We start from the raw sequence: 7,845 nt of genomic DNA, 5'->3' as shown, positions 1-7,845 counted from the left end.
CTGCGGCGCCCTCATGTCGGGTCCCCGGGTTGGGGGCCCGGCGCGGCCGCCACGCAGAGGGGGCCCGCCCCCGGTGGCACCCGGGCCCGGCCCCCTTCGAGGGGACGACGATCGAGCGTCACGGACGACTATACTTGAAAATGGTTCCCATGAGCAATAGATCCATGCGAACGGCCGCAGCCCCCGCACAGCGGGCTGCGGCCGTCTCGTCGCTCTCGGGCCTGTCCGCGGCAGGTCAGAGGGCGAGGCCGGTGAGCACCAGGACGCGCTCGTAGGTGTAGTCGTCCATCGCGAACTTGACGCCCTCGCGGCCGACGCCGGACTGCTTGGCACCGCCGTACGGCATCTGGTCGGCGCGGTAGGAGGGGACGTCGCCGACGATCACGCCACCGACCTCAAGCGCGCGGTGGGCGCGGAAGGCGACCTGGACGTCGTGGGTGAACACGCCCGCCTGGAGGCCGTACTTGGAGGCGTTGACGGCGGCGAAGGCCTCGGCCTCGCCGTTCACCTTCTGCACGGTGAGGACGGGACCGAAGACCTCCTCGCAGGAGATGGTGGTGTCGGCCGGGACGTCGGTGAGGACGGTCGGCGCGTAGCTGGCGCCGTCGCGGTCGCCGCCGGTGACCAGGGTGGCACCGGCCTCGACGGCCTCCTTCACCCACGCCTCGACGCGCTCCGCCGCCGCCTCGCTGACCAGCGGGCCGACGTCGGTCTTGTCATCGGCGGGGTCGCCGGTGACCTGGGCCTCGACGGCCGCGACGATGCGCGGGAGGAGACGGTCGTAGACGGTGGCGTCCGCGATCACCCGCTGCACGGAGATGCAGGACTGACCGCCCTGGTAGTTGGAGAAGGTCGCGATGCGGGTCGCGGCCCAGTCCAGGTCGGCGTCGGAGGCGTAGTCGCCGAGGACGACGGCCGCGCCGTTGCCGCCGAGCTCCAGGGTGCAGTGCTTGCGGGGCACCGAGTCCATGATCGAGTAGCCGACCTTCTCGGAACCGGTGAAGGAGATGACCGGGAGGCGCTCGTCCTGGACGAGGTCGGCCATCTTGTCGTTGGCGACCGGGAGGATCGACCAGGAGCCGGCCGGGAGACCGGTCGTCTCGGCGAGCAGGTCGCCGATGATCAGGCCGGAGAGCGGAGTCGCGGGGGCCGGCTTCAGGATGATCGGCACGCCGGCCGCGATCGCCGGGGCGATCTTGTGGGCGCACAGGTTGAGCGGGAAGTTGAAGGGCGCGATGCCGAGCACGGCGCCCTTCGGGAAGCGGCGGGTGAGCGCCAGGCGGCCCTGGCCGCCGAGGTCGGTGTCGAGGCGCTGGGCCTCGCCGCTGTTGAAGCGGCGGGCCTCTTCGGCGGCGAACCGGAACACGGAGACGGCGCGGCCGACCTCGCCCCGGGCCCACTTGATCGGCTTGCCGTTCTCGGCGGAGATCAGCCGGGCTATGTCCTCGGTGCGCTCGGCGAGGCGGCGGCTGACGTGGTCGAGGGCAGCGGCGCGTACGTGGGCCGGGGTGGCGGCGAACTCGTCCCGTACGGCGTACGCGGCGGCGACGGCTTCCTCGACCTGGGCGTCGGTGGGCACGCTGACCTTGCCGACGAGACGGGCGTCCCACGGGTTGGTGACGTCGAAGGTGTCCTCGCCGGTGGCCTGACGGCCGGCGAGCCAGAAGGCGTGGGTGGAGGTCATGTGCGAGTCCCGGCCCTTCCGCGTTGGGGGTGGGTGTGTGCTGGGTGTTCGGGTCCACGGTAGGTCGGTGGGGGCGGGGGTGCGTTTATCCGGGGTGTAGTGGTGGGGGTGGGGGGTGCGCCGGTTTGGCACGGTCCGGGGGTGGGCCGTCTTTTCTCGCCCCCGCCGCCCCTACCCGTCCCGTCCTCCAGGGGGTGGGCCCCCTTCGACCGCCCGCTTCGGGGCTGCCGCCCCCGGACCCCCGCTTCACCCTTCGGCCTCGTCCTCGAACGCCGGACGGGCTGAGTTGTGGCTCTCCTCCTCAAAGGCCGGACGGGCTGGAGAGTGGGGGTGCAGGTCCGGCGTTGCGTTTTGGGTGCCGGGGGCGGTGAGAAACGTAGGGGCGCGGGGAACTGCGCGATCAGCCCACTGCGAGCCGCAGGCGGCAACGGCGCTGCAGGGCCCCTTGCTGCGCCGGGGCGGTCGGCTCTCGGCTGGGCGAGTCGGGTGGGTGGGTGGGTGGGCAAAAAAATCTTCAGTCCGCCGACGTCGCCTTCAGGGCCAGCCACAGTTCCATCCGGACGTCCGGGTCGTCCAGGGAGCGGCCCAGGATTTCCTCCACCCTTCGCATGCGGTAGCGGAGGGTGTGGCGGTGGACGCCGAGGTCCGCCGCCGCCGCGTCCCACTGGCCGTGCCGGGAGAGCCAGGCCCGGAGGGAGGCCACCAGGTCTCCCCTGCCGGTGGCATCGTGCTCGTACAGCGCCCTCAGCAGGCCGTCGGCGAACGCCTTCACCGCGTCGTCGGCCAGGAGGGGCAGGACCGAACCCGATGCCAGCTGTTCGTGTTCGACCAGGATCCGGCCCCGGCGCCGGGCCACGGACAGTGCCTGTTCGGCTTGTTTGTAGGCGGCCGCCGCCGCGATGGGGCCGGACGGGGCGGAGAGGCCGATGACCGGTTCGTCGTCCTCCGCGGCCGCCGCCTGCTCCGACGTCGCCCGCGCCACCTCGCGCGCCGCCGCGTACTCCACGCACGCCGCCACCGCCGCACCTCCGTCCGCGGCCAGCACCACCAGCCGCTCGCCCTCGGGCACCACCAGCACCGCCTCCCCGGAACGGGCCGCGGCCGACTCCACCGCCTCCGTGAGCCCGGCCAGCAGCTCGCCCCCCGCGTCCGCGACGATCATCCGGAACGGGGCGTCGAGCAGCCCGCCGTACAGGTCCCCGGCGACCCCGCGGGCATGGTCCGGCTGCCCGGCGAGCAGCATGCGCAGCACCGCCGCCCCGACCCGCTGCTCGGCGGCATGGAGTGAGCGGGAGCGTTCCGTCGTGAGGGTGAGGAGGGCGATCGCGGAGTGGACGGCGTAGCGCTCCGCCGTGCCCAGCGCCGAGGCCGTGCCGACCGCCAGGGCCGCTCTCGGGCGGCGGCCGGTGCCGAGGGAGTGCAGTTCCACCCGGTCCTCGTTGTCGGGGCCGCCGACCACCGAGGACGCAGGTGCCGGGCGTTCCCTGAGCCGCTCCACCTCCGGCGTGAGGCGGGTCGCCCGGCGGCCCGCCCACTCCGGCGCGGTCGCGACGACCGCGCCGGACGCGTCGTACAGCGCCGCCCAGCCGTCCACCTGTGCCGCGAGCGCGGCGAGCAAGCCCTCCGGGCCGGCGTTCAGCGCCTGCCTGGTCAGTTCGCGCTGGGCGGCGAAGCCCGCCGTCACCGCCCGGTACTGGTCGGCCGCGATCGCCGCCGAGACCGCCTTGCTGATGGCGAGGAAGGGGGTGCGGCGCGGTACTTCGAGGAGAGGCAGGCCTTCGTGTTCCGCCGCGTCGACCAAGGCCTTGGGGATCTCGTCGTAATTCACCCCGACGGCGAAGCCGAGGCCCACCACACCGGCTCCCACCAGGCGCTTCACATACTTCCGCATCGCCTCCGGATCCTCCGCGTCCAGCTTCAGCGCGGTGATCAGGAGCAGTTCCCCGCCCTCCATGTACGGCACCGGGTCGGCGAGTTCGCTGACATGGGCCCAGCGCACGGGCACGTCGAGGCGGTCCTCGCCCGCGCGCACGGTCAGTTTGAGCGCGGAGTGGTGGACGAGCGAGGCGAGCGTCGGTGGCATGAGGCCGTCAGGTCTTCTCTTCGGTCGTGAGCGAGGGCACTATTCTTTGGCCGTCCCGTATGAACGGCCTGTACCGATTCTGCCTCACTGTACGGTCCCGTGTGCCCCCGTGTTCAGAGCCGGCCGCCGCCCCTCAGGTCCACCAGCAGCGGCGGCGCGTGTTCGCCCTTGACCGTCGTGAGGGACAGGACCGCGTGGCCCGGTGGCACCCCGTGGGCCAGTTCCGAGGCCGACCAGCGCTCCCGCTCCACCTGGCGGACGGTCACCGCCCTGGCCGTCGCCGTCTTGCCGGTGATCACCCGGCGTACCACGTGCAGCGCCTTGCCCGCCGGGGTCTCCGCGATGATCTGGCGGTCCGTGACGTCCCGGGCCTCGATCCACTCCTTGCCCCAGACCTCGGCGAAGTCCTGCCCGTCCCAGGGGGTGAGTCCGGCGAAGGCCATCCGGCAGCCGGTGGCACCGAGCAGCGGGCCGCGGAGCGGGCGGGGCACGTCGTCCAGGGTGCGCAGGGTCAGCACGATGCCCGCGTTCGCGGAGCGCAGGCGCTGGACGGCGCGGACCGCCTCCGGGGTCACCACGCCCGTCGCGTCGTCCAGGAGCAGGCAGGAGAAGAGCGAGCGGTCGTCCCGCACCGTCACGCTCGCCGTGAACTGGGCGAGCACCAGGCGGGCCAGGATGCGGGAGGCGTCGGCGTGGCCGCGCTCGGGCAGGTCGATGCGGACCCGGACCGGGTGGTCGAGGGCCCTGAGGGAGAAGGGGCGGGTCTGGCCGGAGGTGTCGAAGAAGCCGGCGAAGGCCGGGCGGTCGAGGAGTGCGATGCGGTCGGCCAGCACCGCGCCCACGTCCCCCGGCTGTCCCATCTGCCGTTCCCGTGCGTCGAGCTCGCGCAGCAGCGACTCGTGGCCGGTCGACGTCAGCGCCTTGCGGAGCGCGGCGAGCGGGCCGGGGGCGCCGTCGAGGAGCTGGCGGAGTTCGGGGACGGAGGGGAAGCGGCCGTGGACCGCCCTGAACGGGCCGAGCAGCTGGGCGAGGACGGTGGTGGAGCGGCGGCTGTCGCTGCCGGGGTGCGGGTCGGCGAGGTCGCCGACCAGGGCCTCGGCGAGTATGGCGGCGGCCTCGTCGGGGTCGGTGGTGCCGCCGTACAGGTCGAGGTCGTAGACGGACTCGGGGTGCGCGATACGGACGACGACGTCGTAGGAGTCGGCGGGGCCGAGGCCGGCTCCGGCCGCGCCGACGACGACCACCGAGGCGCGGCCGGCGAGCGCGTGCAGGCAGAGCGACTCGGCGAGCGGGCGGACCAGGGAACCGGTCTTGCCGGAGCCGGCCGGGCCGACGGCGAGCAGCGAGGTGCCGAGCAGGTCGGGGCCGAGGGCGAGACCGGCGCCCCGGTACTGATAGGGGTTGCGGGGGTCGTCGGCGGTCGTGCCGACCCGGACCTGGCCGGTGACCAGGTCGTGCCGGGCGTGCCGGGCGGGCAGGTCGCGTTCGCCGGAGGGGTGCAGACAGGCGGCGGCGCCGTCCTTGACCACGGCGGCGGTGAAGGTCGCCATGCTGTGCCGGCCGCTCTTCACGCCCTGCCAGGCGCGGGCGATCCGGGCATGGTCCACGTCCCGCATCAGCCCGCTGCGCGCCTCCCCGGCCAGCCGGTCGGCGGCCTCGGGTGCTCCCGCGGCACGGAGGTGGGGCCACTGGGCGGGGTCCGCCTCGGGCGCCGGGGGCTCCTGACGGGGCTCCGCGGGCTTGAACAGCGGCACGACGAACCGCCGCCACACCTCTCCCCACCGGCCGAGCTTGCCGACCACGAGCATGATGGAGAGAGCGATCAGGTAGGTGTAGCCCTGGTAGATGAGATGAGTCGCGGTCGGTGCGATCGTGGCGTTCGCGCCCTGCCACGAGTCGGGGAGGAGGAGCTGGAGCGGCAGCCCCCACCACGCCCCCAGATACCCGTGCGTCAGCAGCGACCACACCAGCCACCCCACCAGGAAGGCGATCAGGGCACCGCTGAGCAGTTGCCGGGTGGGCAGTTCCTCGGGTTCCTTGGCCGCCCGGGGCCGGTAGCCGAACCGCCACACCCCCGGCGCCGCCTCCGGCCTGGGCGTCCGCAGCCAGGTCAGGAAGGCCGAGCCGTCCGGCAGCGGAGGCACCGTCGGTGGTGCCGCCGGGCGTGGCGGCATCCCGGGCGCCTGCGTAGGCATCCCGGACGCCTCGGTCGGTGCCGCGTTCGCGTCCTGTGGCCCCGCCGGTCGCGGCACAGGATTCGCATGCGTACGCCGCGTGTCCCGCGTCCCGTCGCTGTCCATCGCTCTCGCTCCCTGACCAGCCGTTCCGTCCACCGTCAGCGGCCAATCTAACGCCCTCACAAGGGGAGTTCACCGCTTACGCGGCCGAGGAGCCGTCCGGCCGGGCACCGGTCCCCCGACCGCACTATGTCCAACACGGACAAGGTCACTCTCCGACAACGCCCACATGGAGCATGCCCACCTCTCACACCCGGCCCTAGCCTGCGAAGAAAGAAGGAAAGCGTCCGAAAACGCACCACCGGAGCAACCGGACGGGACGCGCCCGGCACGCATCGGTTCGCACCACTCATCAGGGAGCCCCCATGACCGCACTTCCGCAGGAGCGTCGCGTCGTCACCGCCATCCCCGGCCCGAAGTCGCAGGAACTTCAGTCCCGCCGTCTGGCCGCGGTGGCGCAGGGTGTGGGCTCGGTGCTGCCCGTCTTCACCGCCCGCGCGGGCGGCGGCATCATCGAGGACGTCGACGGCAACCGCCTCATCGACTTCGGCTCCGGCATCGCCGTGACCTCCGTCGGCGCCTCCGCCGAGGCCGTCGTACGCCGGGCGAGCGCCCAGCTGGCCGACTTCACCCACACCTGTTTCATGGTCACCCCGTACGAGGGCTACGTGGAGGTCGCCGAGGCCCTCGCGGAGCTCACCCCGGGTGACCACGCCAAGAAGTCCGCGCTGTTCAACTCCGGCGCCGAGGCCGTCGAGAACGCCGTGAAGATCGCCCGCGCCTACACCAAGCGCCAGGCCGTCGTCGTGTTCGACCACGGGTACCACGGCCGGACCAACCTGACCATGGCGCTGACCTCGAAGAACATGCCGTACAAGAACGGCTTCGGTCCGTTCGCGCCCGAGGTCTACCGGGTCCCGGTCGCCTACGCCTACCGCTGGCTCACCGGCCCGGAGAACGCCGGCCCGGAGGCCGCCGCCCAGGCCATCGACCAGATCAGCAAGCAGATCGGCGCCGACAACGTCGCCGCGATCATCATCGAGCCGGTGCTCGGCGAGGGCGGCTTCATCGAGCCGGCGAAGGGCTTCCTGCCGGCGCTCAGCCAGTTCGCCAAGGACAACGGGATCGTCTTCGTCGCGGACGAGATCCAGTCCGGGTTCTGCCGTACGGGCCAGTGGTTCGCGTGCGAGGACGAGGGCATCGTCCCGGACCTGATCACCACGGCCAAGGGCATAGCCGGCGGGCTGCCGCTGGCCGCGGTGACCGGCCGCGCGGAGATCATGGACGCCGCGCACGCCGGCGGGCTTGGTGGCACCTACGGCGGCAACCCCGTCGCCTGCGCCGGTGCGCTCGGGGCCATCGAGACCATGAAGGAGCTCGACCTCAACGCCAGGGCGAAGAACATCGAGGCGATCATGAAGCCGCGTCTCGCCGCCATGGCCGAGAAGTTCGACGTCATCGGCGACGTCCGCGGCCGGGGCGCGATGATCGCCATCGAGCTGGTCAAGGACCGCACCACCAAGGAGCCGAACCCGGAGGCCACCGCGGCCCTCGCCAAGGCCTGCCACCAGGAGGGACTGCTGGTCCTGACCTGTGGCACCTACGGCAACGTGCTCCGCTTCCTGCCCCCGCTCGTGATCGGCGAGGACCTCCTCAACGAGGGCCTCGACATCATCGAGCAGGCCTTCGCGCGGATCTGAGCCACAGGCTTCTCCAAGCCCGCGCAAAGGGTGTCGAACCCATGTGTCACAACCGCCCCACCCCTCCCACCTGGCGTGATGTGGGGGGCTGGGGCGGCCCCCGTCAGGCCGTGTGAAGAAGGTGTGCGGGGTGGATGACGG

At 72.7% G+C, this 7,845-nt stretch carries 4 protein-coding genes; 1 reads left to right on the top strand and 3 read right to left on the bottom strand.

Annotation, left to right across the window (positions count from 1 at the left end):
- Positions 1–235 precede the first annotated feature (235 nt).
- The 3 genes from ACWGKQ_RS47045 to ACWGKQ_RS47035 all read right to left on the bottom strand — a co-directional run bounded on the left by ACWGKQ_RS47045 (position 236) and on the right by ACWGKQ_RS47035 (position 6,067).
- Positions 236–1,684, bottom strand: a complete 1,449-nt coding sequence (locus tag ACWGKQ_RS47045) for an aldehyde dehydrogenase family protein (RefSeq protein WP_453298254.1) — start codon at positions 1,682–1,684, stop codon at positions 236–238.
- A gap of 514 nt (positions 1,685–2,198) precedes the next feature.
- On the bottom strand, positions 2,199–3,767 hold the full coding sequence (locus ACWGKQ_RS47040) for a PucR family transcriptional regulator (RefSeq protein WP_453298253.1): 1,569 nt from the start codon (positions 3,765–3,767) through the stop codon (positions 2,199–2,201).
- Positions 3,768–3,880: 113 nt separating this feature from the next.
- Complete coding sequence (locus tag ACWGKQ_RS47035) at positions 3,881–6,067, bottom strand: ATP-binding protein (RefSeq protein ID WP_453298252.1); 2,187 nt, start codon at positions 6,065–6,067, stop codon at positions 3,881–3,883.
- Between the two features lie 302 nt (positions 6,068–6,369).
- Between ACWGKQ_RS47035 and gabT the strand changes: the two genes are divergently transcribed.
- On the top strand, positions 6,370–7,704 hold the full coding sequence (gene gabT, locus ACWGKQ_RS47030) for a 4-aminobutyrate--2-oxoglutarate transaminase (RefSeq protein ID WP_453298251.1): 1,335 nt from the start codon (positions 6,370–6,372) through the stop codon (positions 7,702–7,704).
- Positions 7,705–7,845: the final 141 nt, after the last annotated feature.

Source organism: Streptomyces sp. NPDC054770 (assembly GCF_053611985.1).
The sequence above is the reverse complement of the archived record's forward strand: the minus strand, read 5'-3'. Positions and strand labels throughout refer to the sequence as shown.